23 protein-coding genes and 1 pseudogene are annotated in these 26710 nt (G+C 61.3%); 15 read left to right on the forward strand and 9 right to left on the reverse strand.

The window, feature by feature from the left end:
- Positions 1 to 44 precede the first annotated feature (44 nt).
- Positions 45 to 923 carry a LysR substrate-binding domain-containing protein gene (locus C6Y56_RS22350; protein ID WP_169431668.1) on the forward strand — a complete coding sequence of 293 codons (879 nt, stop codon included), beginning with the start codon at positions 45 to 47 and terminating at the stop codon, positions 921 to 923.
- A 195-nt stretch (positions 924 to 1118) separates the two neighbouring features.
- On the opposite strand, the gene C6Y56_RS22355 is transcribed toward C6Y56_RS22350, so the two are convergent.
- Positions 1119 to 1733, reverse strand: coding sequence for an NAD(P)-dependent oxidoreductase (locus C6Y56_RS22355; protein ID WP_169431669.1), 615 nt, complete (start codon positions 1731 to 1733; stop codon positions 1119 to 1121).
- Between the two features lie 46 nt (positions 1734 to 1779).
- A complete protein-coding gene (locus C6Y56_RS22360) occupies positions 1780 to 2658 on the reverse strand; it encodes an MBL fold metallo-hydrolase (protein ID WP_169431670.1) in 879 nt (292 codons plus the stop codon).
- A gap of 114 nt (positions 2659 to 2772) precedes the next feature.
- Here C6Y56_RS22360 and C6Y56_RS22365 point away from each other — a divergent pair, with 114 nt between their 5' ends.
- Together C6Y56_RS22365 and C6Y56_RS22370 are read left to right on the forward strand one after the other, a co-directional pair.
- Positions 2773 to 3678, forward strand: a complete 906-nt coding sequence (locus C6Y56_RS22365) for a LysR family transcriptional regulator (protein ID WP_212633395.1) — start codon at positions 2773 to 2775, stop codon at positions 3676 to 3678.
- Positions 3679 to 3764: 86 nt separating this feature from the next.
- Positions 3765 to 3941, forward strand: coding sequence for a hypothetical protein (locus C6Y56_RS22370; RefSeq protein WP_007953274.1), 177 nt, complete (start codon positions 3765 to 3767; stop codon positions 3939 to 3941).
- A gap of 8 nt (positions 3942 to 3949) precedes the next feature.
- On the opposite strand, the gene C6Y56_RS22375 is transcribed toward C6Y56_RS22370, so the two are convergent.
- A complete protein-coding gene (locus C6Y56_RS22375) occupies positions 3950 to 4846 on the reverse strand; it encodes a helix-turn-helix domain-containing protein (RefSeq protein WP_169431671.1) in 897 nt (298 codons plus the stop codon).
- A 189-nt stretch (positions 4847 to 5035) separates the two neighbouring features.
- Here C6Y56_RS22375 and pobA point away from each other — a divergent pair, with 189 nt between their 5' ends.
- Positions 5036 to 6220, forward strand: coding sequence for a 4-hydroxybenzoate 3-monooxygenase (gene pobA, locus C6Y56_RS22380; protein ID WP_169432692.1), 1185 nt, complete (start codon positions 5036 to 5038; stop codon positions 6218 to 6220).
- A 79-nt stretch (positions 6221 to 6299) separates the two neighbouring features.
- Entirely contained in the window at positions 6300 to 7817 is a 1518-nt protein-coding gene (locus C6Y56_RS22385) for an MDR family MFS transporter (RefSeq protein ID WP_169431672.1), read from the forward strand.
- A gap of 44 nt (positions 7818 to 7861) precedes the next feature.
- On the opposite strand, the gene C6Y56_RS22390 is transcribed toward C6Y56_RS22385, so the two are convergent.
- The 4 genes from C6Y56_RS22390 to C6Y56_RS22405 form a co-directional block, all read right to left on the reverse strand.
- The gene (locus C6Y56_RS22390) at positions 7862 to 8707 is read right to left on the reverse strand and encodes a cache domain-containing protein (protein WP_169431673.1); all 846 of its coding nucleotides are present in this window, start codon (positions 8705 to 8707) and stop codon (positions 7862 to 7864) included.
- A 133-nt stretch (positions 8708 to 8840) separates the two neighbouring features.
- A complete protein-coding gene (locus tag C6Y56_RS22395; protein WP_169431674.1) occupies positions 8841 to 9698 on the reverse strand; it encodes an ATPase in 858 nt (285 codons plus the stop codon).
- 117 nt (positions 9699 to 9815) lie between these two features.
- Positions 9816 to 10808, reverse strand: a complete 993-nt coding sequence (locus C6Y56_RS22400; RefSeq protein WP_169431675.1) for an NAD-dependent epimerase/dehydratase family protein — start codon at positions 10806 to 10808, stop codon at positions 9816 to 9818.
- Between the two features lie 54 nt (positions 10809 to 10862).
- Positions 10863 to 11756, reverse strand: coding sequence for a LysR family transcriptional regulator ArgP (locus C6Y56_RS22405; RefSeq protein ID WP_169431676.1), 894 nt, complete (start codon positions 11754 to 11756; stop codon positions 10863 to 10865).
- 96 nt (positions 11757 to 11852) lie between these two features.
- Here C6Y56_RS22405 and C6Y56_RS22410 point away from each other — a divergent pair, with 96 nt between their 5' ends.
- The 10 genes and pseudogenes from C6Y56_RS22410 to C6Y56_RS22455 all read left to right on the forward strand — a co-directional run bounded on the left by C6Y56_RS22410 (position 11853) and on the right by C6Y56_RS22455 (position 25701).
- On the forward strand, positions 11853 to 12254 hold the full coding sequence (locus tag C6Y56_RS22410) for an ACT domain-containing protein (protein WP_169431677.1): 402 nt from the start codon (positions 11853 to 11855) through the stop codon (positions 12252 to 12254).
- Between the two features lie 5 nt (positions 12255 to 12259).
- Positions 12260 to 12862: a LysE/ArgO family amino acid transporter gene (locus tag C6Y56_RS22415; RefSeq protein ID WP_169431678.1), complete on the forward strand. Its 603-nt coding sequence runs from the start codon at positions 12260 to 12262 to the stop codon at positions 12860 to 12862.
- Between the two features lie 176 nt (positions 12863 to 13038).
- A complete protein-coding gene (locus tag C6Y56_RS22420; protein ID WP_016773431.1) occupies positions 13039 to 13635 on the forward strand; it encodes a superoxide dismutase in 597 nt (198 codons plus the stop codon).
- A 353-nt stretch (positions 13636 to 13988) separates the two neighbouring features.
- Complete coding sequence (locus tag C6Y56_RS22425; RefSeq protein ID WP_169431679.1) at positions 13989 to 16040, forward strand: putative bifunctional diguanylate cyclase/phosphodiesterase; 2052 nt, start codon at positions 13989 to 13991, stop codon at positions 16038 to 16040.
- Positions 16041 to 16230: 190 nt separating this feature from the next.
- The gene (locus C6Y56_RS22430) at positions 16231 to 17571 is read left to right on the forward strand and encodes an imelysin family protein (protein WP_169431680.1); all 1341 of its coding nucleotides are present in this window, start codon (positions 16231 to 16233) and stop codon (positions 17569 to 17571) included.
- Between the two features lie 154 nt (positions 17572 to 17725).
- Positions 17726 to 19153 (forward strand): di-heme oxidoredictase family protein, encoded by a 1428-nt coding sequence (locus tag C6Y56_RS22435; protein WP_169431681.1) that lies wholly within the window; start codon positions 17726 to 17728, stop codon positions 19151 to 19153.
- A 26-nt stretch (positions 19154 to 19179) separates the two neighbouring features.
- Positions 19180 to 20244: an imelysin family protein gene (locus C6Y56_RS22440; RefSeq protein ID WP_169431682.1), complete on the forward strand. Its 1065-nt coding sequence runs from the start codon at positions 19180 to 19182 to the stop codon at positions 20242 to 20244.
- A 14-nt stretch (positions 20245 to 20258) separates the two neighbouring features.
- Positions 20259 to 21358: pseudogene (locus C6Y56_RS22445) on the forward strand (DUF1513 domain-containing protein).
- A gap of 145 nt (positions 21359 to 21503) precedes the next feature.
- Positions 21504 to 22652, forward strand: coding sequence for an efflux RND transporter periplasmic adaptor subunit (locus C6Y56_RS22450; protein WP_169431683.1), 1149 nt, complete (start codon positions 21504 to 21506; stop codon positions 22650 to 22652).
- A 13-nt stretch (positions 22653 to 22665) separates the two neighbouring features.
- Positions 22666 to 25701 (forward strand): multidrug efflux RND transporter permease subunit, encoded by a 3036-nt coding sequence (locus tag C6Y56_RS22455; RefSeq protein WP_169431684.1) that lies wholly within the window; start codon positions 22666 to 22668, stop codon positions 25699 to 25701.
- 67 nt (positions 25702 to 25768) lie between these two features.
- On the opposite strand, the gene C6Y56_RS22460 is transcribed toward C6Y56_RS22455, so the two are convergent.
- Both C6Y56_RS22460 and C6Y56_RS22465 read right to left on the reverse strand, forming a co-directional pair.
- Positions 25769 to 25993 carry a hypothetical protein gene (locus C6Y56_RS22460; RefSeq protein ID WP_169431685.1) on the reverse strand — a complete coding sequence of 75 codons (225 nt, stop codon included), beginning with the start codon at positions 25991 to 25993 and terminating at the stop codon, positions 25769 to 25771.
- A 2-nt stretch (positions 25994 to 25995) separates the two neighbouring features.
- Positions 25996 to 26709, reverse strand: a complete 714-nt coding sequence (locus C6Y56_RS22465) for a lipopolysaccharide kinase InaA family protein (RefSeq protein WP_169431686.1) — start codon at positions 26707 to 26709, stop codon at positions 25996 to 25998.
- Between the last annotated feature and the right edge of the window lies 1 nt (position 26710).

The following is a 26710-nucleotide window of genomic DNA, read 5'->3' on the forward strand; positions in this document are numbered from 1 at the left end:
AAAGCTCATACTAGCCATGTCCTCACGTCATACCTTGGATCCACATGAAACGACTGCCTCCCCTGCCCGCCCTGCATACGTTTCTGATCACCGCGCAGTGCTGCAACTTCACCCGGGCCGCCGAGCAGTTGCACATCACCCAGGGTGCGGTGAGCCGGCAGATCGCGGGGCTTGAGGAACATCTGGGTTATGAGCTGTTCATTCGCCTGGCCCGGGGTCTGGAACTGACGGCCGAAGGTCGCGAATGGCTGCCACGGGTACAGCAGGTGTTCAGCCTGATCGGCGACTCGGTGGAGCAGATCGGCGCCAAACGCGAGACCCTGCAACTCAAGGCGCCGAGCTGCGTGATGCGCTGGTTGTTGCCACGACTGCTGCAATGGCAGCGCGAGCGCCCGGACGTGCCGGTGAAACTCACGGCGTCGCTGCAACACGGGGTGGACTTTCATCGCGAGCAGTTCGACGCGGCGGTGATCTACGGCAGCGCGCCCCACGACTCCCCTGCCACGCTGCATCTGTTCGATGAACAACTGACGCCGGTCTGTTCGCCGACACTGCTCAACGGTGGGCCGGCCCTGCACACACCGGCAGATCTGCAACAGCATCTGCTGCTGCACCCGACCCACACGGATGACGACTGGACACTCTGGCTTGAAGCCGCCGAATTGCACTTGAACAACATCGCCAGCGGTCAGCATTTCGAGACGCTGGATCAGGCGATGTCGATGGCGTCCCACGGGACGGGGGTGGCGATCGGCGACTGGTCACTGATCGGCGACGACTTGAACGCCGGGCGACTGGTGATGCCGTTCGATCTGAAGGTGAAGACGGGATTGGGCTATTACATCGTGGCGCCGGCGTCGGAGCCGTCGGCGAAATTGCAGGAGTTGATGGGGTGGTTGGTTGAGCAGGCTCATACGCGGTGAGGCCTTGCCCTCACCCTAACCCTCTCCCAGGGGGAGAGGGAACTGACCGAGGTGTCTTACGTAATACATCGACCTGAAAAATCTGGGCGATTATGGATTCAATACATCCCGTTCAAGTCGGCGTAATTTTCAAGCATCCCACGATCGGCTCCCTCTCCCCCCGGGAGAGGGCTGGGGTGAGGGGCTTTTCAGTACTTAATAACCGACCGTAAACCGCTGACGCGAATGCTTAGGCGTTTCCACTTCGTCGATCAGCGCAATCGCATAGTCGGCAAAGCTGATCGAGCTCTGGCCTTCGGCACTCACCAGCAAGTCATCCTTGCCGACGCGGAATTTGCCGGTGCGCTCGCCTTCGAAGAACAGCGCCGACGGCGACAGGAACGTCCAGTCCAGTTCTTTTTCCTGACGCAGCGCATCAAGGAACGCCGCACCGGCGCTGGCCTCAGCCTTGTACTCGGCCGGGAAACCGGCGCTGTCGATCACGCGAGTGCCGTCCGGCAGCAACAACGAACCGGCCCCGCCGACCACCAGCAGACGTTTCACCCCGGCCTGTTTCACCGGGCCGATCAGCGCGCTGGCCCGCACCGTGGCGAAATGCGCGGCGCTGATCACCACATCGTGACCGGCGATTGCCGCTTGCAGCGCCGCGGCGTCCAGCACGTCGACATTCTTGCTGGCCACACCGGCACGGGCGCCGATCTTCGAGGTATCCCGAGCGATGGCGGTGACGCTGTGGCCGCGGCGCAGGGCTTCTTCCAGCAATTGGCTGCCGGCACGGCCGGTGGCACCAATGATTGCGATCTTGCTCATGACATTCTCCAGTTGGCTTGAGAGTGCTGCGTTTTTCAGAATCGGGTTACCACGTCATCTCGCCCTTGGCCACTTTGGCGCTCAGCTCCAGCGAGCTTTCTTCGCCCAGTGTCGGGTAGCGTTTTTTCATCGCGGCGATCAGCGCGGCAGAGTCCTTGGCCTTGGCGGTTTCCTCGTCGAACGCCTTGATGTAGTCGGCGGTGAATTTCACGGCCGCCAGCGAACGGGCGCTGTCACCCAGGTAGTGACCCGGCACCACGGTTTTCGGTTTCAGGGTTTCGATCGAGTGCAGGGTTTCCAGCCAGTCGGCGTGGGATTGTGCAGTCTGGGTATCGGCCATCCACACATGGATGTTCTCGGCGACGACGACACCGCCAACCACGGCTTTCAACGATGGAATCCACACGAAGCTGCGATCCGGTTGCTTGCCTTCCAGGCCGACCACCTGCAGTTTCTGCCCTTCGAGCATCAGGCTGTCGCCCTTGAGCACGCCCGGCACGATGGTTTTGGCCGGCACGTCGGCGCCCATTTTCGGGCCCCAGAACGCGAGTTTGCCGTCGACGGTTTGCTTGATGTGATCAACGGTTGGCTGCGAGGCCAGCACCTTGGCATTCGGGAAGGCTTTGGTCAGGGTGTCGAGACCGAAGTAGTAATCCGGATCACCGTGGCTGATGTAGATGGTGGTCAGCTGCTTGCCGCTGGCGCGGATCTTTTCCACCACTTGCTCGGCCTGGGATTTGCCGAACTGGGCGTCCACCAGAATCGCGTCCTTCTCACCGCTGACCAGCACCGAGGTCACCGGGAAGATCGCGTGGGTGCCCGGGTTGTAGACATCGAGGTTCAGGTTCGCGGCCGCTGCGTGGGCAGCAAAGCCGAGGGTGGCGGTGGCCAGTAAAACGCGCTTGAGGGTGGTGAAGCCGATCATGGGTTGCTCCGCTGTTCGAATGCCGTGCTTGGCGATGGGACAGAGCTTAGTTGCCAGACTCGTTACAAAAAATGCGATGCTTGAACATAGTTTGTTTCTGAAAGCGGGCAAATCATGGATCGTCTCCAAGCAATGCGGGTGTTTGTCACGGTGGTGGATCTGGGCAGCCAGTCGGCGGCGGCCGATCACCTGGATCTGTCACGGCCGGTGGTGTCGCGGTATCTGGCGGAACTGGAAGACTGGGTCGGCGCGCGCCTGATGCACCGCACCACACGCAAGTTGAGCCTGACCGCCGCCGGCAACGAAATCCTGCCGCGCTGCCGGCAGATGCTCGAACTGTCGGGCGACATGCAGGCCGCCGTCAGCGAACCCGACGACGCGCCACGGGGTCTGCTGCGGATCAGCGTCAGCACCTCGTTCGGCCAGGCGCAACTGGCCGATGCCATGGCGGCGTTCGTCAAGCACTACCCGGGCGTCAACATCGACCTGCAAATGCTCGATCGCACGGTGAATCTGGTGGACGAGCGCATCGACCTGGCGATCCGTACCAGCAACGACCTCGACCCCAACCTGATCGCCCGGCGCCTGACGGTCTGCCGCTCGGTGGTCTGTGCCGCGCCCGCCTATCTGCAGGCACATCCACAACCGCAGCGCGTAGAAGATCTGAGCCGGCACAACTGCCTGACCCACTCCTACTTCGGCAAGAGCCTGTGGCATTTCGAAGAGGATGGCGAACCGGTGTCGGTGCCGGTGCAGGGCAATATCAGCGCCAACGAGGCCAGCACTCTGCTCCGCGCCACACTGGCCGGCGCCGGGGTGGCGATGCTGCCCACCTATCAGGCCGGGGTGCATATTCACAGCGGCGAACTGGTTTGCCTGCTGCCTCACGCCGAGCCGCGGCAGATGAACATCTACGCCGTGTATGCCTCGCGCAAGCACATGCCGGCGGCGCTGCGCTGCATGCTGGATTTTCTGGTGCAGCGTTTTCCCGAAAACCCGCAATGGGATATCGGGCTGTAATCCTGTTCGCAGAGCCGCTGGCAACTCCACGGCGCTGACCTATGCTGAAAGTAGTACCCAAGGGTATTCGTTCAGAGGTCAACGCCATGAACACCAGAACAAGAAGATACCTCGCGATTTTCATCACCTGCGCGGCCACGCTGGCGCTGTACGGCACCGCGGCATGGCGCGTGGAGCAGTTGCGGCAACTGCCCCGTGAGTACGCGAGCTGCAACTTCGAGCGCTGCATCCCTCACAACGCCACCCTCAACGCCCTGCGCTGATACCAGGTTCAGGCGTCGTCGTTCTGCTCGGCCTTCAAGCGGTCGCGGAACGCCTTTGGCGAGATCCCCACCCGGCGCCGGAACAGGCGCGTGAAGTTGGTCGGATCGGAAAAACCCAACACCTCGGACATCTCGTAAATGGTCATGCCGGTGTAAGTCAGCAGCCGCTTGGCTTCCAGCAACTGGCGTTCGTGCATGATCTGCAACGCCGGCTGCCCCGCCAGTTCGCGGCAGGTGCCGTTGAGGTGCGAGACGGAAATTCCCAAGCGATGAGCCAGGTCCTCGACCTTGACGTGCTGTCGGTACGTCTCCTCTACCAGTTGGATAAAGCCATTGAGGTATTCGCGCTGACGGTGTGGGCGCTGCTTGGCGTTGTGACGGTGGATCGCCTGACGGCTGACCCAGACCATGATCACGCTCACCAGTGAATGCATGAGCATTTCCCGCGCCGGTTGATGGCCGTTGTACTCGGCCTGCAACGCAGCAAACAGACTGTTGAGGTAGTCCGCATCCTTGCCCGCCGGGTAGCTTTCGGCCTGGGCCAGGGCCTGCACCGCGTTGCCCAGTTGCGCCTGCAAGTGGTTGATCAATGGCGTGGCCAGGGTGACGACAAATCCTTCGACGTCCTCGGAAAAACGGAATCCATGCACCGATAACGGCGGCAGGATCTGGATCGCGGCTTCGTTCAGTTGCGTGCGTTGGCCTTCGATTTCAAGCTCTGCCTGACCTTTGAATACGAAGAGCAACTGGCACAAATCGGCGTGGCGGTGGGGTTTGATTTCCCATTGGTGTTCGCGGCTGCGTTTGGAAATGGTTTCACAGTGCAGCAAGTCAGGGGTCGGCCAGTCCAGGCTTTCACCGTAGAGCTTGAACACCGGAATCGAAGGCAGGTCAGGCTTGTTCATCACTTCAATCCAGGCCTCTCGAGGTTTGCGGGCGATAATCGCACCGATTGGCAGAATGTACAGGTATCGGCTCAGTTTTCACCTTCAATTGACAGACCCGCAAGGGAAAAATGCAAGCACTCGAATCCTGAAAATCATTCACCGGCCGCTGTCGCGTGAACCTTGCGAGTCATAAAAACAATGAAAACGCTGAAAACCCAAGTCGCCATCATTGGCGCCGGTCCGTCCGGATTGTTGCTCGGCCAACTGTTGCACAATGCCGGCATCGACACCCTGATTATCGAGCGCCAGACCCCTGACTATGTGCTCGGCCGAATTCGCGCCGGGGTCCTTGAACAGGGCATGGTAGAGCTGTTGCGCGAGGCTGGCGTGGGCCAGCGGATGGACGCTGAAGGGCTGGTGCACGGTGGTTTCGAACTGGCCCTCGACGGGCGTCGGGTGCACATCGATCTGCAGGCGCTGACCGGTGGAAAAACCGTGATGGTCTATGGCCAGACCGAGGTTACCCGCGACCTGATGGCCGCTCGTCGGGAGACCGGCGGACAGACAATCTACGAAGCCAGCCATGTCGTTCCCTGTGGCATGAAAAGCGACGAAGCCTATGTCACGTTTGAAAAGGACGGCGAAACCTGGCGCGTCGATTGCGATTACATCGCCGGTTGCGACGGTTTCCACGGCGTGGCGCGTCAGTCGATTCCGGCGGACTGCCTGAAGGTGTTCGAACGGGTTTATCCGTTCGGCTGGCTGGGGATCCTCGCCGATACGCCACCAATTCACGATGAACTGATCTACGCCCGCCACGAGCGCGGCTTCGCCCTGTGCAGCATGCGTTCGGCGACCCGCACCCGCTATTACCTGCAAGTGCCGGCCGAGGAAAACGTCGACGACTGGTCGGATCAGCGATTCTGGGATGAACTGCGCAGTCGTCTGCCGAAAGATCTGGCGCAGAAGCTGGTGACCGGTCCATCGATTGAAAAGAGCATCGCGCCGCTGCGCAGCTTTGTGGTCGAGCCGATGCAATACGGGCGGATGTTTCTGGTGGGCGACGCGGCGCATATCGTGCCGCCGACCGGGGCCAAGGGTTTGAACCTGGCAGCCAGCGACGTCAGCACGTTGTTCAGGATTCTGCTGAAGGTCTACCGCGAAGGTCGCACTGAGTTGCTGGAGAAGTACTCGGAAATCTGCCTGCGTCGGGTGTGGAAAGCCGAGCGGTTTTCCTGGTGGATGACCTCGATGCTGCACCGTTTCGACGAGCACGACGATTTCAGTCAGCGCATCAGCGCCTCGGAACTGGACTACTTTGTCAGTTCAGAAGCCGGTCAAAAAACCATTGCAGAAAATTACGTCGGACTTCCTTATGAGGCTATCGAATAGCCTGCTACCGACTTACACTGGCGAGCATCCACCCGCTCGCCTTGCCCCTGCGGGTCAATCACTGCCCGCAGGTTCGCCCGTGACCAATCTCAACCATCCCGAAACGCCCAAACCGGCCATTCGCAGCGTGCTGGTCGCGCTGATGATGGCGATTTTTCTCGGCGCGCTGGACCAGACCATCGTCGCCGTTTCCATGCCGGCCATCTCCGCACAGTTCAAGGACGTCAGCCTGCTGGCCTGGGTGATTTCCGGCTACATGGTGGCGATGACCGTGGCGGTGCCGATCTACGGCAAACTCGGAGACCTGTACGGGCGGCGCAAATTGATGCTGTTCGGCATGGGCCTGTTCACCCTCGCCTCGCTGTTCTGCGGCATGGCCCAAAGCATGGAACAACTGGTGCTGGCGCGGATTTTCCAGGGCATCGGTGCCGGCGGGATGATTTCGGTGAGCCAGGCAATCATCGGCGACATAGTCCCGCCCCGGGAACGCGGACGCTATCAGGGTTACTTCAGCAGCATGTACGCGGTGGCCAGTGTTGCCGGCCCGGTACTGGGCGGCTACATGACCGAATATCTTTCGTGGCGCTGGGTGTTCCTGATCAACCTGCCGCTGGGCCTCGGCGCGTACTGGGTGGCCCGACGCAATCTGGTCGGCCTGCCGATTCCCCAGCGCAAACCGGTCATCGATTACCTCGGCACGCTGCTGATGATCATCGGCCTGACCGCGCTGTTGCTGGCGATCACTCAGGTGGGCCAGGGCCATGCGTGGCGCAGCAGCGAAGTGCTCGGGCTGTTCGCTTGCGCGGTGGCGGTGCTGGCGGTGTTCGTCTGGCATGAGCGGCGAGCCCGCGAGCCATTGCTGCCGATGCATCTGTTCACCAATCGCAGCGCTCTGCTGTGCTGGTGCACGATTTTCTTCTGCAGCTTCCAGGCGATTTCGTTGATTGTGTTGATGCCGTTGCGCCTCCAGAGCGTAACCGGTGCCGGCGCCGACAGCGCCGCGTTGCACTTGCTGCCGCTGGCAATGGGCCTGCCGATCGGCGCGTACTTCGCCGGACGTCGCACATCGATCACCGGGCGCTACAAACCGCAGATTCTCACCGGTGCGCTGCTGATGCCGATCTCGATCCTCGGCATGGCCTTCAGCCCACCCGACGCGACGCTGATCAGCAGCCTCTTCATGTTGCTCAGCGGCATCGCCGGCGGCATGCAGTTTCCGACTTCGCTGGTCGGCACGCAGAACTCGGTGGAGCAAAAGGACATCGGCGTCGCCACCAGCACCACCAACCTGTTCCGCTCCCTGGGCGGCGCGGTGGGCGTGGCGTTGATGTCGGCGCTGCTGCTGGCGTTGTTGCAGGACTCCAGTTTCGCTCACCTGACCGGCGCATCGCTGATCGGCGAAGGTCATTCCGGCAACGTGCTGCTCGATGGCCTGAACGCGGCGCCCGGCGATGCGCAGAATGCCTTGCGTGCCGAGTTGCTGGTGACATTCCGGCATTTGCTGATGGTCAGCGCCGGGGTGTCGCTGCTCGGGCTGGCGGCGGCGATTGCCATGCCGAACCGTTTGCTGCGGGGCCGTGAGCACGGCGCCCGCTGATTGATGCCGATGGCTCCCACGCGCGGCGTGGGAGCTTTCAGGAATCAAGCGCTGTAATAACCGACCGCCACCAGCAGATTTCCGACCTTCTTCAGGTAGGCATGTTTGTCCTCGACCTTGCCGGTCACCGGGTTCTTCCAGCGATATTCGTACTCGCCTTCATCCTGCTTGCCGATCAACGCCAGAATCGGCTCGCCCACCGGTTTGCCTTCCGGGTCATCGACCTTGGCGAAATCGGTGTTGATCAACCGCAGGTTGGTGCCATGGGCGACGTAACGCCGGGTGTTCAAATCCACAACGAACACATACAGGTCATCCTGCAGATACCCCCCCTTGAGCGAGTTGATCGCGGACAGCGTGCCCTTCTCGTCCCTGGTCAGATCGGTGGCGGCTTTGTCGAGCAAGGCCTTCGCCTGCTCTGCCGACGCACGCGGCAAGTAATAACCGACCGCCAGAATTCGCTGACCGATGCGTTGATAGTAAACGTGCTTGCGCTCGACCTTGCCGTCGGCCCAGTTCTGCCAGCGGTATTCGGCCTGCTGGATGCCGTTGCCTTCCGGCACTTTCAAGGCGTCCTTGAAGGACTTCTGCAAGTCCGGCCCGAGGACTTCGCTCACGTCGCGACCGATCAATGCCGACGACGGCCCTCCGCTGGCGAGCATCACGCCCTTGGTATCGACCACGAACACGTAGCGATCCTTGTCGACGAACTCGCCCTGTCGGCTGAACGCCGCGAACGCCTTGTCGCCGTTGTCGTGATAGTAGGCCAGTGCCTTTTCCAGCAAGGCGATGGCAGCCTTGCTGTCGTCCTTTTCCGTAGCCCCATTGGCCTGGCCGAAACTCAACAGCAGCACCGCACCGAGCCAGGCCAGTTTTTGCACAAACCCCATGACGCATCCCTCGTTCTTGTTGATGTTTCAAGAGCGTAGACGGCCTGAAGGCAGGTATGGATATTCAGAAAGGTTCTGAATGTTGCGAGGGGGATTGCGGCGAGGGAACACGCTCCCTCGCCGCAGAGGTGGCTCAAGGCCGGGCGTTGAGTTGCTGTTGCAGGTTCTGGATCTGCGCCTGCAGAGTGTTGATGTTACGGGTCATCTGCCCGCGGAACGCATCGAACTCGGCCGTGTTGGTGCCGCCCTGGGAAGCAGCCGGGCGGTTGTCCTGCTCACTTTTGAGCACAACGATTTCCTGCTCCAGACGCTCGATGGCGGCGTTGGAACTGCCTTGTTTCTTCAGCGCCGTGATGTCCGCCCCCAGACTCTTGAACTGCGCATCGAAGCCCTTGAGTTGCGCTTCGACCTTGCTGGTGTCGGCCGGTGTGCTTTTCAACGTCGCCAACTCTGCACTCAGGGCTTTGACCTGGGCCTGCAACTGGGTATTGGCGTTTTGCTGCTCGGTGGCCTGGGCGGTCATCTGCGCCAGGCGCTTGTCCAGATCCGTCGCCTGTCCGGCCACACCCTGTTGCTGCCTGCTCTGATCCTGAAGCGCGTTTTGCAGCTGTTTGATCTGCAGTTTCAGGGCTTCACTGTCGGTGTTGACGTTGGTCTGGCTGGCCACGACCTTGCCGGAAATGTCCTGCAGTCGCCCCGCCGCTTCTTCACTGATCCGCGCGAAACTTTCCTGGGTCGCCACCAGTTGCTGCTCCATCAGCGAGATCTGCTGGAAACTCCACCAGGCCAGGCCAATGAAGGCAAAGAACAGGGCGCCGACCAGCGCCCACAATGGCCCGGTGCTCGCAGACTTGACCTTGACCACCGGCGGCGTGCGCGAGTGTACGGACATACGGGCTGTGGTGGGAAAATCATCGTCATCGAGGGTGTCGGCACGCAGACTGGGTACATCATCGAAATCGTCGTCGTGGGCATCGTTACGCATGGACATTGAGGCAACCTTTGTGAAACGCGGTAATGGCTGATTGCGGCGCAGTATAACCCCCCGCAGCCGCAGGGATTGACCCTCTGGCGGCGACGGGGTTCACGATCAGCCGGTCGACTTGTTTCAATGAATGTCTTGAGCCTTCCACCAGCCGCAGAACTCATCGAGGGCCGCCCACAGGCTGACCTTCGGATCGTAGTCGAGATAATGCCGGGCGCGGCTGATGTCGAGGGTGAAATTTTTGTTCATCACCTGCATTCCCAGGCGCGACAGGGTCGGCTCGGGACGGCCCGGCCAAAGCTTGCAGGCCGCTTCGTTGAGTGCCGCGACACTGTAGGCCAGCCCGTAGGAACGGTACCTGGTGACTTGTGGGACTTCCATTTTGCGCATCACGTAATTCACCACATCCCACAGCGGCACCGGGGCGCCATTGCTGATGTTGTAGGCCTTGCCCAGCGCCGAACCGGCAGCCAGCAGGCTGCTCAACAACGCTTCGTTGAGGTTGTGCACGCTGGTGAAGTCGACCTTGTTCAGGCCGTTGCCGATGATTGCCAGACGCCCTTTGCGCTGCATCTTCAGCAGGCGCGGAAAAATGCTCATGTCCCCGGCGCCGGTGACGAAACGCGGGCGCAGGGCCAGGGTTTCGAGGCCGAATTCCTGAGCGCCGAAGACTTTCTGCTCCGCCAGATACTTGGTCGCCGCATAGTGATGCTTGAAACGCTTGGGCACCTGCTCTTCGGTCAGGCCGAGGTGGTCGCGGCCGTCAAAGTAGATCGACGGCGACGACAGGTGCACCAAGCGCCGCACCCGCTGTTTGAGGCAGGCTTCGACCACGTTTTCGGTCACTTGCACATTGCCCTGATGAAAGTCCTGATAGCGGCCCCACAACCCGACGGATCCGGCGCAGTGCACCACGGCTTCGACATCGCTGCACAGCGCACGCACCAGGTCCGGGTCGCTCAAGTCGCCTTGAACGAACTCGGCACCGCGACGTACCAGATGCTCGACACCCTCGGCCCGGCGACCGTTGACCCGCACGTCCAGGCCCTGCTCCAGGGCGAAACGCGCAAAGCGTCCGCCAATGAAGCCGCTTGCGCCGGTGACCAGAATTTTCATGTAGAGCTCCGCTGTCTTTCGTTTTGCCTGATTCGTGAGTCTTGACGCTGGCCGTCAGTCCAACGGCACCAGCCATTGCGCCGACGAGCGCACCAGTTGCTCGGTCAACAGCCCGAGCAACTGACCGCCATTGCGCCAATGATGCCAGTACAACGGCACGTCGATCGGTTTATCTGGCAACAGTTCGCGCAACAGGCCGCGTTCCAGTTGCTCGCGCACCTGCAATTCGGGCACCAGTCCCCAGCCGAGCCCGGCTTCGGTCAGACGGATAAAACCTTCGGAGGATGGACACAAATGGTGTTCGAAACCGCCATCGACGCCGAGGGACGCAAGGTATCGATGTTGCAGAAAGTCGTCCGGACCAAACACCAGCGCCGGGGTACGCGGCAGTTGGGCGGCCTGCACGCCGTCGGGGAAATGCCGCTCGATGAACGCCGGGCTGGCCAGCGCCCGATAGCGCATGGCGCCGAGCAATACGCTGCGGGCGCCGGCCACCGGTCGTTCACTGGCACACAGACATGCGGCGACTTCACCGGCGCGCATGCGCTTGAGGCCGACGGTCTGGTCTTCGACGATCAGATCCAGCAACAGGTGTTGTTCGGCGCAGAAGTCGCCCACCGCCTCGGCCCACCAGGTGGCCAGGCTGTCGGCGTTCAGCGCGATGCGCAGCCGTTCCGGCAAGCCCTCCTCGTCCAGCGCCGGCACCAGCGTCTGCAGATCCCGTTCGAGCAGGCGCACCTGCTGCACATGGTTGAGCAGCCGCCGGCCGATCTCGGTGGGTGACGGCGGCGTGCCGCGCACCAGAACCGGCTGGCCGACCCGCGCCTCCAACAGTTTGATCCGCTGGGAAATCGCCGATTGCGAAAGGCCCAGCACCTGAGCCGCCCGTTCGAATCCGGCCTGCTCGACCACGGCGGCCAGAGCGGAAAGCAATTTGTAGTCGAACATCAGTTTTCCTAATGAGCGATCAGCACTATTGGTTTTTCTTATACAGCGTCTGCCCGGAGAATAGCCAGCAAGCACTCTTTATCAAGGACCACCCCCATGGCTGGCGAAACCTCGTTGACCACCCTGCTGCGCAGCATGAGCCCGCAGCTCAATGCCGGCGAATACGTGTTCTGCACCTTGCGCGACGGCCAATTGCCGAGCGGCCTGGAGATCGTCGGCAGTTTCCGTGAACAGGAAGGCCTGACGGTGATTCTCGAACGGTCCCACGCCGAGCGCGCCGGTTTCAGCTTCGACTACGTCGCAGCCTGGATCACCCTGAACGTGCATTCGGCGCTGGAAGCCGTCGGTCTGACCGCCGCTTTCGCCACCGCACTGGGCAAGGCCGGTATCAGCTGCAACGTGATTGCCGGCTATTACCACGACCATTTGTTCGTCGGTCAGGCCGACGCCGAACGCGCCATGCAAGTGCTGCGCGATCTCGCAAACAACGCGGAGTAACCGTCATGTGGCAAAGCTATACCAACGGTTTGCTGGTAGCGTTCGGGCTGATCATGGCGATCGGCACGCAGAACGCTTTTGTCCTGGCCCAGAGCCTGCGGCGAGAGCATCACCTGCCGGTCGCGGCGCTGTGCGTCGCCTGCGATGCGTTGCTGGTGGCGGCAGGGGTTTTCGGTCTGGCCACGGTGCTGGCACAAAACCCGACCTTGCTGGCGGTCGCCCGCTGGGGCGGCGCGGTGTTCCTGATCTGGTACGGCAGTCAGGCGTTGCGCCGGGCCTGCTCGAAACAGAGCCTGCAACAAGGTGAAAACCAGACCGTGCGCTCGCTGCGGGCAGTGATGCTCAGCGCCCTGGCGGTGACCCTGCTCAACCCTCACGTTTATCTGGACACCGTTCTGCTGATCGGTTCTCTCGGTGCGCAACAGTCGGTACCCGGCGCGTATGTCGTCGGCGCGGCAAGTGCTTCGCTGCTGTGGTTCTTCACCCTGGCGTTCGGCGCGGCATGGCTGGCACCGTGGCTGGCGCGGCCGAGTACCTGGCGGATTCTGGATTTATTGGTGGCAGTGATGATGTTCACGGTGGCGGGACAATTGATAATCGCCAACTGAATTATTCCAAAAGGCTCTGGAACCTCTATCCCACACAGTTGTTGCGTGGTTAAGCCGCACCCCCGGTGCTATGATCCGAACCCTGCGCCGCAAAGAGTAAAAACTCGCCGGTGCATTTCTGGCCGCCCGTGATCGGCCTTGCGCTCACCGCAACAGACCTGATTAGGAGAATCATCATGGCTTTCGAATTGCCGCCGCTGCCTTACGCACACGATGCCCTGCAGCCGCACATTTCCAAGGAAACCCTGGAATTCCACCACGACAAACACCACAACACCTACGTCGTGAACCTGAACAACCTGGTGCCAGGCACCGAGTTCGAAGGCAAGACCCTGGAAGAGATCGTCAAGACTTCCTCGGGCGGCATCTTCAACAACGCCGCTCAGGTCTGGAACCACACTTTCTACTGGAACTGCCTGGCGCCAAACGCCGGCGGTCAACCAACCGGCGCGCTGGCTGATGCCATCAACGCAGCTTTCGGTTCGTTCGACAAGTTCAAGGAAGAGTTCAGCAAAACCTCGATCGGCACTTTCGGTTCCGGCTGGGGCTGGCTGGTGAAAAAGGCTGACGGTTCCCTGGCCCTGGCCAGCACCATCGGCGCCGGCAACCCGCTGACCAGCGGCGACACCCCGCTGCTGACCTGCGATGTGTGGGAACACGCTTACTACATCGACTACCGTAACCTGCGTCCTAAGTACGTCGAGGCGTTCTGGAACCTGGTCAACTGGAAGTTCGTGGCCGAGCAGTTCGAAGGCAAGACCTTCACCGCTTAAGCTGCACGCCAGACAAAAACCCGGCTATAGCCGGGTTTTTTCTGCCCGCAGAAATCATCGGGGGTGCGTCTCATCACAAACAGTGCCTTTTCCCACATGTAAAGCAGCCCTTCTCGCCTTGCTCCCAAGCCACGGCGAACTAACATCAAAAGAGGAAAAATTGTCCGACGCCCTCAAGTTGGAGGCCAAAACTACCGACACAGTACAACCAGGGCAAATACCCCATGCAGCAGCATTTCGGCCAACGCCACGGACAAATTTTCCGCGGCTCGATTGTCCCTTTGACTGCCAACACGGGATTGCCAATACTCATGGCAACTTGACGCTACCCGCACGGAACAAGGAATAACCCTTTGAAGCTGGAACTCAAGAACAGCTTGTCGGTGAAGTTGCTCCGGGTCGTGCTCCTGTCGGCATTGATCGTCGGCGTAGTCTTGAGCTGTGCGCAGATCGTTTTCGATGCCTATAAAACACGCCAGGCCGTCGCTGGCGACGCCGAACGCATCCTCGACATGTTCCGCGATCCCTCGACCCAGGCGGTCTACAGCCTGGACCGGGAAATGGGCATGCAGGTGATCGAAGGCCTGTTCCAGGACGACGCCGTGCGCCAGGCCTCCATCGGGCATCCCAACGAAGCGATGCTCGCGCAGAAATCCCGTGAATTGCAGCAATCCAGCAGCCGCTGGCTGACCGACCTGATTCTCGGCCAGGAACGCACGTTCACCACCCAACTGGTGGGGCGTGGTCCCTACAGCGAGTATTACGGCGACCTGAGCATCACCCTCGACACCGCCACTTACGGCCAGGGCTTCATCGTCAGTTCGGTGATCATCTTCATTTCCGGCGTGCTGCGCGCCCTGGCCATGGGCCTTGTGTTGTATCTGGTCTATCACTGGCTACTGACCAAACCACTGTCGCGGATCATCGAGCACCTCACCGAGATCAACCCGGACCGCCCCAGCGAACACAAGATTCCGCAGTTCAAGGGCCACGAGAAAAACGAGCTAGGGATCTGGATCAACACCGCCAACCAGTTGCTCGAGTCCATCGAACGCAACACCCATCTGCGCCACGAAGCGGAAAACAGCCTGCTGCGCATGGCCCAGTACGACTTCCTCACCGGCCTGCCGAACCGCCAGCAACTGCAGCAGCAACTGGACAAGATTCTGGTGGATGCCGGCAAGCTGCAGCGGCGGGTCGCCGTCCTTTGCGTAGGTCTGGACGATTTCAAAGGCATCAACGAACAATTCAGCTATCAGACCGGCGACCAATTGCTGCTGGCCCTGGCTGATCGACTGCGCGCCCACAGCGGCCGCCTCGGCGCCCTCGCCCGTCTGGGTGGCGACCAGTTCGCTCTGGTGCAGGCCGACATCGAACAGCCTTACGAAGCGGCGGAACTCGCGCAAAGCATCCTCGATGACCTGGAAGCGCCGTTCGCCCTCGATCATCAGGAAATCCGCCTGCGCGCGACCATCGGCATCACTCTGTTCCCCGAGGACGGCGACAGCACCGAAAAGCTGCTGCAGAAAGCCGAGCAGACCATGACCCTGGCCAAGACGCGCTCGCGCAACCGCTATCAGTTCTATATCGCGAGCGTCGACAGCGAAATGCGCCGCCGTCGCGAACTGGAAAAAGACCTGCGCGATGCCCTGTTGCGGGATCAGTTCTACCTCGTCTACCAACCACAGATCAGCTACCGCGATCACCGCGTGGTCGGCGTCGAGGCCCTGATCCGCTGGCAACATCCGGAGCACGGACTGGTGCCGCCGGACCTGTTCATTCCGCTGGCCGAACAGAACGGCACGATCATCGCCATCGGCGAATGGGTGCTGGATCAGGCCTGCAAGCAACTGCGCGAATGGCACGATCAGGGTTTCGTCGACCTGCGCATGGCCGTCAACCTGTCCACCGTGCAACTGCACCACGCCGAGCTGCCGAGAGTGGTCAACAACCTGTTGCAGATGTACCGCCTGCCACCGCGCAGCCTGGAACTGGAAGTCACCGAAACCGGCCTGATGGAGGACATCAGCACCGCCGCCCAGCACCTGCTGAGCCTGCGCCGTTCCGGCGCACTGATCGCCATCGACGACTTCGGAACCGGCTATTCCTCGCTGAGCTATCTCAAGAGTCTGCCGCTGGACAAGATCAAGATCGACAAGAGCTTCGTCCAGGACCTGCTGGATGACGACGATGACGCGACCATCGTTCGCGCCATCATTCAACTGGGCAAGAGCCTGGGCATGCAGGTGATCGCCGAAGGCGTGGAAACCGCCGAACAGGAGACCTATATCATCTCCGAAGGCTGCCACGAAGGTCAGGGATATCACTACAGCAAACCGCTGCCGGCGCGGGAACTGAGCGTCTATCTCAAGCAGGCGCAACGCAGCAACGCAGCGATTCTCTGAAACCTCCGGCAACGGACTCCCCGCCACTGATACCGGGAAGAACCCATACCGTTGATCCCGCGCACCCCGGTGCAAACAGGAAATATTTCCAGCTACAACCCTTTACACATAATGCGAAAGATTTGCATTATGTCGCAGCTTTTGCGCCCCCCGCGCCTGTCCACTCAATTACCGAAGCAGGATGTTCGCCATGATTCGTATGCCTCTGGCTACCGCCAGTCTGCTGGCCATCGCCATTTCCCTCGCCGGTTGCGGCGAAGGCAAAGACAAGGCCGCCGCTCCAGCTGCGCCGACGCCAGCCGCCAGCACTGCCGCACCGGCGGCTGCCGCTGCCGGCAAAGTCGACGAAGCCGCTGCCAAGGCTGTGGTCGCGCACTACGCCGACATGGTCTTCGCCGTCTACAGCGATGCCGAATCCACCGCGAAAACCCTGCAGACCGCTATCGACGCATTCCTTGCCAAGCCTAACGCCGACACCCTGAAGGCTGCTCGTGAAGCCTGGATCGCCGCCCGCGTTCCTTACCTGCAAAGCGAAGTGTTCCGCTTCGGCAACACCATCATCGACGACTGGGAAGGTCAGGTTAACGCCTGGCCGCTGGACGAAGGCCTGATCGACTACGTCGACAAATCCTATGAACACGCACTGGGCAACCCGGGCGCCAACGCCAACATCATCGCCAACACCGAAGTTCAGGTCGGCGAAGACAAGGTCGACGTCAAGGACATCACTCCGGAAAAACTCGCCAGCCTGAACGAGCTGGGCGGTTCCGAAGCCAACGTCGCCACTGGCTACCACGCCATCGAATTCCTGCTCTGGGGCCAGGACCTGAACGGCACCGGCCCTGGCGCCGGCAACCGTCCGGCGTCGGACTACCTGGAAGGCAAAGGCGCCACTGGTGGTCACAACGACCGTCGTCGTGCCTACCTGAAAGCCGTGACCCAGCTGCTGGTCAGCGACCTGGAAGAAATGGTCGGCAACTGGAAGCCGAACGTGGCCGACAACTATCGCACCACCCTGGAAGCCGAACCGGCTGAAAGCGGCCTGCGCAAAATGCTGTTCGGCATGGGCAGCCTGTCCCTGGGCGAGCTGGCCGGCGAGCGCATGAAGGTGTCCCTGGAAGCGAACTCCCCGGAAGACGAACAGGATTGCTTCAGCGACAACACCCACAACTCGCACTTCTACGATGCCAAAGGCATTCGTAACGTCTATCTGGGCGAGTACACCCGCGTCGACGGCACCAAGATGACCGGCGCCAGCCTGTCGTCGCTGGTGGCCAAGGTTGACCCGGCTGCCGACACCGCGCTGAAAGCCGATCTGGCCGCTACCGAAGCCAAGATCCAGGTCATGGTCGATCACGCCAACAAGGGTGAGCACTACGACCAGTTGATCGCCGCCGGCAACACCGCTGGCAACCAGATCGTCCGTGACGCCATCGCCTCGCTGGTCAAGCAGACCGGCTCGATCGAAGCGGCTGCCGGCAAACTGGGCATCAGCGACCTGAACCCGGACAACGCCGATCACGAGTTCTGATCGACACTGTCTGACTGAACAAGGCGACCTTCGGGTCGCCTTGTTCGTTTCGGCCGGCCTGACTTGTATCAAGCAAACGATAATTCCTCTTATTCAAACCCCCTCGCCCTGTTAGACTTTGCGCCTTTGTTTTTGCCCATCCGCAGGAAGTCTGATGCCGTCGCTGCCTCTTCGCTTGTCCGCGCTGTTTCTGGCCCTTGGCCTGAGTGCCTGCGATGACGCCCCGCGTTTCACCAAGGCCGAGCCCGGCGAAGCCCGCTCCGGCGGCGCCGCGACCGTACGCAAGACGGATCAGAATGCGTTCTCCCTGCCCTCGGCCAACCTGCCACCTTCGCGTCGGGTGGATTTCAGCGTCGGCAACAGTTTCTTTCGCAGTCCCTGGGTGATCGCACCGTCGACCACCACCGCCCGCGATGGCCTCGGTCCGCTGTTCAACACCAACGCCTGCCAGGGCTGCCACATCAAGGATGGTCGCGGACATCCGCCGCCCCCGGACGCGCCAAACGCCGTATCGATGCTGGTGCGTCTGTCGATTCCCGATGCGCCACAGTACGCCGGATTGATCGAACAGGTCGGCGTGGTGCCGGAACCGGTTTACGGCGGGCAGTTCCAGGACATGGCCATCCCCGGCGTCGCACCGGAAGGCAAAGTGCGGGTCGATTACACGCCAGTACCGGTGCGTTTCAAGGACGGCACCGAAGTCGAGCTGCGCAAACCGGTGTTGCAGTTCACTCAGTTAGGCTACGGTCCGATGCACCCGGACACACGTTTCTCCGCACGCGTTGCACCACCGATGATCGGCCTGGGTCTGCTCGAAGCGATTCCCGAAGCAGCGATCCTCGCCAACGCCGCCGCGCAGGCCAAAGAGAAAAACGGTATCAACGGCCGGCCCAACCGGGTCTGGGACGACGCGCAGCAAAAGACCGTGATGGGCCGATTTGGCTGGAAAGCCGGACAACCGAACCTCAATCAACAAAATGTTCACGCGTTTTCCGGTGATATGGGCCTCACCACGAGCCTGAGACCGTTTGATGACTGCACCGACGCACAAGTGGCCTGCAAACAGGCCCCGAATGGCAATGGCCCGGACGGCGAACCCGAAGTCAGCGACAACATTCTGCGCCTGGTGTTGTTCTATACCCGCAACCTTGCCGTTCCTGCTCGCCGTGACGTCAACGATGCTCAGGTGCTGGCCGGCAAGAGCCTGTTTTTCCAGGCGGGTTGTCAGTCCTGTCACACGCCGAAATACACCACCGCCGCCAACGCGGCCGAACCTGAACTGGCCAATCAAGTGATTCGTCCGTACAGCGATCTGCTGCTGCATGACATGGGCGAAGGCCTGGCCGACAACCGCACCGAGTTCCAGGCCAGCGGCCGCGACTGGCGCACGCCGCCGCTGTGGGGCATCGGCCTGACGCAGACGGTCAGCGGCCACACCCGGTTTCTGCACGACGGCCGTGCCCGCAACCTGCTCGAAGCCGTGCTCTGGCATGGCGGCGAGGCGAAAGCGGCGCAGCAACAGGTTTTGTCTTTCAATGCCGAGCAGCGTGCCGCGCTGCTGGCGTTCTTGAATTCACTTTAAACACTTAAAAGAATCGGGAGCCCGACATGTTCCGTCCCAAGCTGTTGTTCACCAGCCTTGCCGCACTGGCCCTCGGCGCGTGCTCGCCGCAGGATCCACAAGCCGTGACCTCGGCCGCCATCGCCAAATCGGTGATCCTGCCGACCTACACCCGCTGGGTCGAGGCCGACAGGCAACTGGCCGTCAGCGCCCTCGCATATTGCCAGGGCACAGCAACCCTGGACACCGCCCGTGCCGACTTCCTTCATGCACAGAAAGCCTGGGCCGAGCTGCAACCGTTGCTGATCGGTCCACTGGCCGAGGGCAACCGTTCGTGGCAGGTGCAATTCTGGCCGGACAAGAAAAACCTGGTCGGCCGTCAGGTCGAGCAACTGGTCACCGCCCAGCCGCAGATCGACGCCGCGGCCCTGGCCAAGTCCAGCGTCGTGGTTCAGGGGCTGTCGGCCTACGAATACATCCTGTTCGACGCCAAGCCTGACGTAGCCAATGACGCGCAGAAAGCCAAATACTGCCCACTGCTGGTGGCCATCGGCGAGCGTCAGAAACAACTGGCCGAAGAGATTCTCAGCAGCTGGAACACGACCGACGGCATGCTCGCGCAGATGAGCAAATTCCCGAACCAGCGCTATGCCGACTCCCACGAAGCGATCGCCGATCTGCTTCGGGTACAGGTCACCGCTCTCGATACACTGAAGAAAAAACTCGGCACGCCGATGGGCCGCCAGAGCAAGGGCGTACCTCAGCCGTTCCAGGCTGACGCCTGGCGCAGCCAGTCGTCCATGGAGGCGCTGGAAGCCAGCCTCGCGGCGGCCAGAACCGTCTGGGAAGGCGTCGACAACAAAGGTCTGCGCGGCCTGCTGCCAGCTGAGCAGAAACCGTTGGCGGACAAGATCGATGCCGCCTACGCGGCGTCGCTCAAACTGTTCGACAGCACCCAGCGCTCGCTGACCGAAATGCTCAACGATGACGCCGGTCGCCAGCAGCTCAACGACATCTACGACAGCCTCAACGTCGTCCACCGCCTGCACGAAGGCGAGCTGGCCAAGGCGCTGGGCATCCAACTGGGCTTCAACGCCAACGACGGTGACTGATGAGGGCAAGTGCCATGCTGCGACGCCAGGCTCTGACTTTAGGTAGTTTGCTGCTGGGAGCAGTGACACTGGGCGGCTGGACGCTGTTCAAGCGCAAGGATCAGAGCCCGCTGCTGCTGTCGGCGCGGGACGACACCGACGGCAAGCACTATGCCGTCGGTTACCGGCTGGACGGCACCCGGGTGTTCGCCACCGAAGTCGACCAGCGCTGCCACGACATCATCAATCACCCGACGCTGCCGATCGCGCTGTTCGTCGCCCGCCGTCCGGGCACCGAGAGCTACCTGATCGACCTGCGCGACGGTGCACTGCTGCAAACCGTGACCTCGCAGCCGAACCGGCATTTCTACGGCCATGCGGTGATCCATCACAGCGGCGATTACCTGTATGCCACCGAGAACGACACCACCGATCCGGGCCGCGGCCTGCTCGGGGTGTACAAGTTCGAAGGCGAACGGCTGGTGCACAGTGGAGAGCTTTCCACTCACGGGCTCGGCCCGCATCAGGTGTCGTGGATGCCCGACGGTGAAACCCTGGTGGTGGCCAACGGCGGGATCCGCACCGAGGCTGAAAGCCGGGTCGACATGAACCTCGACGCCATGGAGCCAAGCCTGGTCCTGATGCAACGCGACGGCACCCTGCTGAGCAAGGAAACCCTCGCCCAGCCGATGAACAGCGTGCGCCACCTGGGGATCGCCAGCGACGGCACCATTGTCGCCGGCCAGCAATTCATGGGGCCTTCCCACGAGCGCTCGGAGCTGCTGGCGATCAAACGTCCCGGCCAGCCATTCGTGGCGTTCCCGGTGCCGGACCATCAGTTGCAGTCGATGGGGCACTACACCGCCAGCGTCGCCGTGCACAGCGAACTGCGTCTGGTGGCGCTGACCGCACCACGGGGCAACCGCTTCTTCATCTGGGATCTGGACAGCGGCGAAGTGCGCCTCGATGCACCGTTGCCCGACTGCGCCGGCGTCGGCGCGGTGAAGGACGGCTTTGTCGTGACCTCGGGGCAAGGACGTTGCCGCTATTACGATTGTCGCCAGGATGAACTGCTGGCCAAACCGCTGGATCTGCCCGCAGGGCTCTGGACAACCATCTGCACCTGATGGCCTGAAGATCGCCGCCGACTGTCCCGTCGGCGGTGCTCCCCTCCTCCACTTTATCCCCTCATACCCTGTAAAAACTGGCAGTTGGAATCCCTGCCGGAGTCGGGTAATGTTCCCGCCTGTCTCGCCTGATTTTCTCCAAGGAACTGGAATATGCTGCGTCGCCGCATGTTGATCATGTTGGGTGTTGTACTGCTGATCGTTCTGCTCCTCGCCGGTTACAAGGCCTTCTCGATCTACACGATGATCCAGGGCTTTTCCAAACCGAAACCGCCGATCAGCGTCGCCGTGGCCACAGCCACCGAGCGCCCGTGGCAGATGCGCCTGCCCACCGTCGGCACATTGAAGGCGCTGCAGGGTGTCGAGCTGAGCCTGGAAGTCGCCGGCACCGTCACCGAGCTGAAATTCGAATCGGGACAGAAGGTCAAGGCCGGGCAGCCGTTGCTGCAACTCGACAGCGCCGTCGAGTCCGCATTGCTGGAAACCGCCAAGGCCGACCTCGGTCTGGCACAGCTGGACTTCGGCCGCGGCAGCCAGCTGGTGGGCAGCAGTGCCATCTCCAAGGGCGAATTCGACCGACTGTCGGCGGTGCTGCAAAAGAACCGGGCCACGGTCAATCAGCTCAATGCGTCGCTGGCGAAAAAACGCATCGTCGCGCCGTTCAGTGGCACCATCGGCATCCGTCAGGTCGACGTCGGCGACTACCTCGCCAGCGGTACGAAAATCGCCACCCTGCAGGATCTGAGCAGTCTCTACGCGGACTTCTACGTGCCCGAGCAATCGGTGCCGAAACTGGCGATCGGCCAACCGGTACAGCTATCGGTGGCCGCCTATCCCGGCCAGAACTTTGCCGGCGCCATCAGCGCCATCAACCCGATCGTCGAAAGTACCACTCGCAACATTCTGGTTCGCGCCACGCTGGCCAACCCCGATGGCAAGTTGCTGCCGGGCATGTTCGCCAGCCTTGAAGTCCTTTTGCCTGATCCGCGCAAACACATCGTCGTACCGGAAAGCGCGATCACCTACACCCTCTACGGCAACTCACTGTACGTGGTCGGGCAGAAGAAAGCCGAGGACGGCAGCGTCGAGAAGGACGACAAGGGCCAACCGGTACTGATTGCCGAGCGCCGCTTCATCGAGACCGGCGAACGCCGCGATGGCCTGGTGATGATCAACAAGGGCGTACAGAGTGGCGAACAAGTGGTGACGGCCGGCCAGATCAAACTGGACAACGGCGCCCACATCGCCATCAGCGACGACAAGACCCTCGGCGAGCAGAACAGTCCGCGCCGCGTCGACTGATCAAGGAATTCCCATGGCCTTTACCGATCCGTTCATCCGTCGCCCGGTGCTTGCCACCGTGGTCAGCCTGCTGATTGTGCTGCTGGGCTTCCAGGCCTGGAGCAAGCTGCCGCTGCGCCAATACCCGCAAATGGAAAACGCCCTGATCACGGTGACCACCGCTTACCCCGGGGCGAATGCCGAAACCATCCAGGGCTACATCACCCAGCCGATGCAACAAAGCCTGGCGAGCGCCGAAGGCATCGACTACATGACCTCGGTCAGTCGCCAGAACTTCTCGGTGATCTCGATCTACGCACGCATCGGCTCCAACAGCGACCGGCTGTTCACCGAGCTGTTGGCCAAGGCCAACGAGGTGAAGAACAAGCTGCCCCAGGATGCCGAAGACCCGGTGCTGAGCAAGGAGGCCGCCGATGCCTCGGCGCTGATGTACATCAGCTTCTTCAGCAAGGAGTTGAGCAACCCGCAGATCACCGACTACCTGTCACGGGTGATCCAGCCGAAACTGGCCACCCTGCCGGGCATGGCCGAGGCGGAAATCCTCGGCAACCAGGTGTTCGCCATGCGCCTGTGGATCGACCCGGTGAAACTCGCCGGCTTCGGCCTCAGCGCCAGCGACGTGACCAACGCGGTGCGCCAGTACAACTTCCTTTCCGCTGCCGGCGAAGTGAAAGGCGAGTACGTGGTCACCAGCATCAACGCCAACACCGAACTGAAGTCCGCCGAGGCCTTCGGCAAGATCCCGCTCAAGGTCAGCGGCGATAGCCGCGTCCTGTTGAGCGATGTGGCGCGGGTGGAAATGGGCGCCGAGAACTACAACTCCATCAGTTCCTTCGGTGGTACACCCTCGGTGTACATCGGGATCAAGGCAACCCCCGGCGCCAACCCGCTGGAAGTGATCAAGGAAGTGCGCAAGATCATGCCGGAGCTGGAAGCCCAGCTACCGCCCAACCTCAAGAGCGAAATAGCCTACGACGCCACGCTGTTCATCCAGGCCTCCATCGACGAAGTGGTGAAAACCCTGTTCGAGGCGGTGCTGATCGTGATCGTGGTGGTGTTCCTGTTTCTGGGTGCCCTGCGCTCGGTGGTGATCCCGGTGGTGACCATTCCGCTGTCGATGATCGGCGTGATGTTCTTCATGCAGATGATGGGTTATTCGATCAACCTGCTGACCCTGCTGGCAATGGTGCTGGCCATCGGGCTGGTGGTGGACGATGCCATCGTCGTGGTGGAAAACATTCACCGGCATATCGAGGAAGGCAAGACGCCGCTGGAGGCCGCGCTCGAAGGCGCCCGGGAAATTGCGATGCCGGTGGTGTCGATGACCATTACCCTGGCCGCGGTGTATGCACCGATCGGTTTCCTCACCGGGCTGACCGGGGCCCTATTCAAGGAGTTCGCGCTGACCCTCGCCGGCGCCGTGGTGATTTCCGGCATCGTCGCCCTGACGCTGTCGCCGATGATGTGCGCGCTGCTGTTGCGCCACGAGGAAAACCCCACTGGCCTGGCCCATCGACTCGACCTGATCTTCGACAGCCTCAAGCGTCGTTATCAGAGCATGCTGCATGGCACCCTCGATACGCGCCCGGTGGTGCTGGTGTTCGCAGTAATCGTGCTGTGCCTGATTCCGGTGCTGCTCAAGTTCACCAAATCGGAACTGGCACCGGACGAAGACCAGGGCATCATTTTCATGATGGCCAACGCACCGCAACCGACCAACCTCGACTATCTGAACACCTACACCGACGAATTCGTAAAGATCTTCAAGGAGTTTCCGGAGTACTACTCATCGTTCCAGATCAATGGCTACAACGGTGTGCAGAGCGGCATCGGCGGTTTCCTGCTCAAGCCATGGAACGAGCGCAGCCGCACCCAGATGCAGATCCTTCCCGAGGTACAAGGCAAGCTCGGCAGCATTCCCGGCCTGCAGATCTTCGGTTTCAACCTGCCGTCCCTGCCCGGCACCGGCGAAGGCCTGCCGTTCGAATTCGTGATCAACACCGCCAACGACTACGAGCCGCTGTTGCAGGTGGCCGACCGGATCAAGAAGCGTGCGATGGAGTCGGGCAAGTTCGCGTTCGTCGACCTGGACCTGGCCTTCGACAAACCGGAAGTCGTAGTCGATATCGACCGCGCGAAGGCGGCGCAGATGGGCGTGTCGATGCAGGATCTGGGCGGCACGCTCGCCACCCTGCTGGGTGAGGCGGAGATCAACCGGTTCACCATTGAAGGCCGCAGCTACAAGGTTATCGCCCAAGTGGAACGGGCCTATCGTGACAACCCGGACTGGCTGAACAACTACTACGTGAAAAACACTCAGGGCGAGTTGCTGCCGCTGTCGACCCTGATCACCGTGACCGACCGGGCACGACCGCGACAGCTTAACCAGTTTCAGCAATTGAACGCGGCGAAGCTGTCCGGGTTTCCGCTGGTCAGCATGGGCGAAGCCATCGACAGCGTGTTGCAGATCGCCCGGGAAGAAGCCCCGGCCGGTTTTGCCTTCGATTACGGCGGTGCGTCGCGACAGTTCGTGCAGGAAGGCAGTGCGCTTTGGGTGACTTTCGCCCTGGCGCTGGCGATCATTTTTCTGGTGCTGGCCGCGCAGTTCGAGAGTTTCCGCGATCCGCTGGTGATCCTGGTGACGGTACCGCTGTCGATCTGCGGGGCGCTGATTCCGTTGTTCCTGGGCTGGTCGAGCATGAACATCTACACCCAGGTCGGGCTGGTGACGCTGATCGGCCTGATCAGCAAACACGGGATTCTGATCGTCGAGTTTGCCAATCAGTTGCGCAAGGAAAAAGGCCTGACGGCACGCGAGGCCGTTGAAGAGGCGGCGGCGATTCGCTTGCGGCCGGTGCTGATGACCACTGCCGCCATGGTGTTTGGCATGGTGCCGTTGATCGTGGCCAGCGGTGCAGGCGCAGTAAGCCGCTTTGATATCGGCACGGTGATCGCCACCGGGATGTCGATCGGGACGTTGTTCACGCTGTTTGTCCTGCCTTGCGTCTACACCTTGCTGGCCAGCCCCGACCCAAAGCCTTCCAGTTGATGCCGCCATAAAAAAGGCCTCGCAACTGCGAGGCCTTTGGCTCTTGTAGAAAGAGGCTTCAATCGATTCAACTCTGCGGCCTCATCCGTTGAGAAAGACCGAACATGAACAGCAGCAAATCATGGTCGGGTTGAGTCGCCACGGTGGCCTTGGCCACCCGTGGCATCGGGCAATGGGCATCGGTTGATTTGCCGATCACCTGCATCTGTGGCTGTTCCCAGGCCGCCACCGCCAATGATGCAACTGCCAAGGCTCCTACCAGAAACAAACCTCGTGCAATTTCTAGTTTCATCGCTATAAACCCTTGATAGCGCTGCCAAACGCCGTCTCATAAAAATAGACGAGTTTTTTCCAGTCCGTAGGGCTGAACGACGAGTGGCGACGCAATTGTTTCATGTCGTGGGACGCCGCACGATGAGCGGTCAGGCGCTGGCGGCATTTTTCCAGATCGATCAGAGCCACTTCGACCTTGGCCGACTCACCCTCGCCAGTGACACTGACAAAAACGTGCTTGATATAGATGCAGCTATGCTGCCAGCGACCCTTGTGCATCCGGGCCAGGTTTTCGGCGAGGTCCTTGAGCACGCGTTCATACACGGCTTCACCGTGCCGCTCGCGGCCGCCTCCCGCTTCCCACTGTTCAAGCTCCTGGAAACCGTCCAGCGACTTGGTGACCAGCAGCGCCCGCCATTTGTGCTGTGGATCGGGCTGAGCACCGCAGAACACGATTTCCGGTACACGGACACCCAACCGGGACACACCGGTCAGCGCGTCCAGTTCACGCAATACGGTCGGCCGCCCGAACGGGTGCAGCCAACTGCGATAGATATGACCCGTCTGGCGCTTGGCATACAGCAGTTGCCCATCGCGCCCCACCACTCGCTGCACACCACTTTCGCCACCACGACGCACGTTGGGTTCTTCTACCCACTCACCGCGCTGGTTCCAGTAATAGTCGAAGCGATCCTGGGGAGCGACTTCCGTCTCTGCTGCAAATTGCACTGCCATC

Origin of the sequence: Pseudomonas fluorescens (assembly GCF_012974785.1) — a bacterium.
Taxonomy (GTDB): domain Bacteria; phylum Pseudomonadota; class Gammaproteobacteria; order Pseudomonadales; family Pseudomonadaceae; genus Aquipseudomonas; species Aquipseudomonas fluorescens_BT.

What these genes read in the sequence shown, in the direction of transcription:
- C6Y56_RS22405 (WP_169431676.1), bottom strand. Translation starts at nt 11,756, where the DNA reads ATGTTCGACTACAAATTGCTTTCCGCTCTGGCCGCCGTGGTCGAGCAG.
- C6Y56_RS22360 (WP_169431670.1), bottom strand. Translation starts at nt 2,658, where the DNA reads ATGATCGGCTTCACCACCCTCAAGCGCGTTTTACTGGCCACCGCCACC.
- C6Y56_RS22435 (WP_169431681.1), top strand. Translation starts at nt 17,726, where the DNA reads ATGCCGTCGCTGCCTCTTCGCTTGTCCGCGCTGTTTCTGGCCCTTGGC.
- C6Y56_RS22465 (WP_169431686.1), bottom strand. Translation starts at nt 26,709, where the DNA reads ATGGCAGTGCAATTTGCAGCAGAGACGGAAGTCGCTCCCCAGGATCGC.
- C6Y56_RS22395 (WP_169431674.1), bottom strand. Translation starts at nt 9,698, where the DNA reads ATGTCCATGCGTAACGATGCCCACGACGACGATTTCGATGATGTACCC.
- C6Y56_RS22365 (WP_212633395.1), top strand. Translation starts at nt 2,773, where the DNA reads ATGGATCGTCTCCAAGCAATGCGGGTGTTTGTCACGGTGGTGGATCTG.
- C6Y56_RS22390 (WP_169431673.1), bottom strand. Translation starts at nt 8,707, where the DNA reads ATGGGGTTTGTGCAAAAACTGGCCTGGCTCGGTGCGGTGCTGCTGTTG.
- C6Y56_RS22450 (WP_169431683.1), top strand. Translation starts at nt 21,504, where the DNA reads ATGCTGCGTCGCCGCATGTTGATCATGTTGGGTGTTGTACTGCTGATC.
- C6Y56_RS22415 (WP_169431678.1), top strand. Translation starts at nt 12,260, where the DNA reads ATGTGGCAAAGCTATACCAACGGTTTGCTGGTAGCGTTCGGGCTGATC.
- C6Y56_RS22440 (WP_169431682.1), top strand. Translation starts at nt 19,180, where the DNA reads ATGTTCCGTCCCAAGCTGTTGTTCACCAGCCTTGCCGCACTGGCCCTC.
- C6Y56_RS22410 (WP_169431677.1), top strand. Translation starts at nt 11,853, where the DNA reads ATGGCTGGCGAAACCTCGTTGACCACCCTGCTGCGCAGCATGAGCCCG.
- C6Y56_RS22455 (WP_169431684.1), top strand. Translation starts at nt 22,666, where the DNA reads ATGGCCTTTACCGATCCGTTCATCCGTCGCCCGGTGCTTGCCACCGTG.
- C6Y56_RS22355 (WP_169431669.1), bottom strand. Translation starts at nt 1,733, where the DNA reads ATGAGCAAGATCGCAATCATTGGTGCCACCGGCCGTGCCGGCAGCCAA.
- C6Y56_RS22460 (WP_169431685.1), bottom strand. Translation starts at nt 25,993, where the DNA reads ATGAAACTAGAAATTGCACGAGGTTTGTTTCTGGTAGGAGCCTTGGCA.
- C6Y56_RS22430 (WP_169431680.1), top strand. Translation starts at nt 16,231, where the DNA reads ATGATTCGTATGCCTCTGGCTACCGCCAGTCTGCTGGCCATCGCCATT.
- C6Y56_RS22370 (WP_007953274.1), top strand. Translation starts at nt 3,765, where the DNA reads ATGAACACCAGAACAAGAAGATACCTCGCGATTTTCATCACCTGCGCG.
- C6Y56_RS22400 (WP_169431675.1), bottom strand. Translation starts at nt 10,808, where the DNA reads ATGAAAATTCTGGTCACCGGCGCAAGCGGCTTCATTGGCGGACGCTTT.
- C6Y56_RS22375 (WP_169431671.1), bottom strand. Translation starts at nt 4,846, where the DNA reads ATGAACAAGCCTGACCTGCCTTCGATTCCGGTGTTCAAGCTCTACGGT.
- C6Y56_RS22420 (WP_016773431.1), top strand. Translation starts at nt 13,039, where the DNA reads ATGGCTTTCGAATTGCCGCCGCTGCCTTACGCACACGATGCCCTGCAG.
- C6Y56_RS22350 (WP_169431668.1), top strand. Translation starts at nt 45, where the DNA reads ATGAAACGACTGCCTCCCCTGCCCGCCCTGCATACGTTTCTGATCACC.